This is a genomic window from Stenotrophomonas sp. SrG (assembly GCF_050031795.1).
GTDB classification, from domain to species: Bacteria; Pseudomonadota; Gammaproteobacteria; order Xanthomonadales; family Xanthomonadaceae; genus Stenotrophomonas; species Stenotrophomonas rhizophila_A.
Genome location: NZ_JBNBBE010000204.1, coordinates 1 through 279, shown reverse-complemented (window position 1 = coordinate 279; position 279 = coordinate 1). Strand labels below are relative to the sequence as shown.

General features: G+C 63.8%; 1 protein-coding gene. It reads right to left on the bottom strand.

What is annotated here, in order from left to right; genetic code table 11:
- On the bottom strand, window positions 1-279 hold a 279-nt coding region (locus tag ACQG3P_RS19545; protein ID WP_426805969.1), incomplete at both ends, for an AAA family ATPase.

Sequence of the window (279 nt, the reverse complement as noted above, 5' to 3'; positions counted from 1 at the left end):
CAGTTTCTGGATGATGTTTGCCACGTCCTCGCCCACGGAACCGGCTTCGGTCAGCGTGGTGGCGTCGGCCATGGTGAACGGCACGTTGAGCAGGCGGGCCAGGGGTTCGGCCAGCAGGGTCTTGCCCGAACCGGTCGGACCGACCAGCAGGATGTTGGACTTGGCCAGTTCGACGTCGTCGTTCTTCTGGCGGCTCTCGATGCGCTTGTAATGGTGGTACACGGCCACGGCCAGCGTGCGCTTGGCCCGGTTCTGGCCAATCACGTACTGATCCAGGAC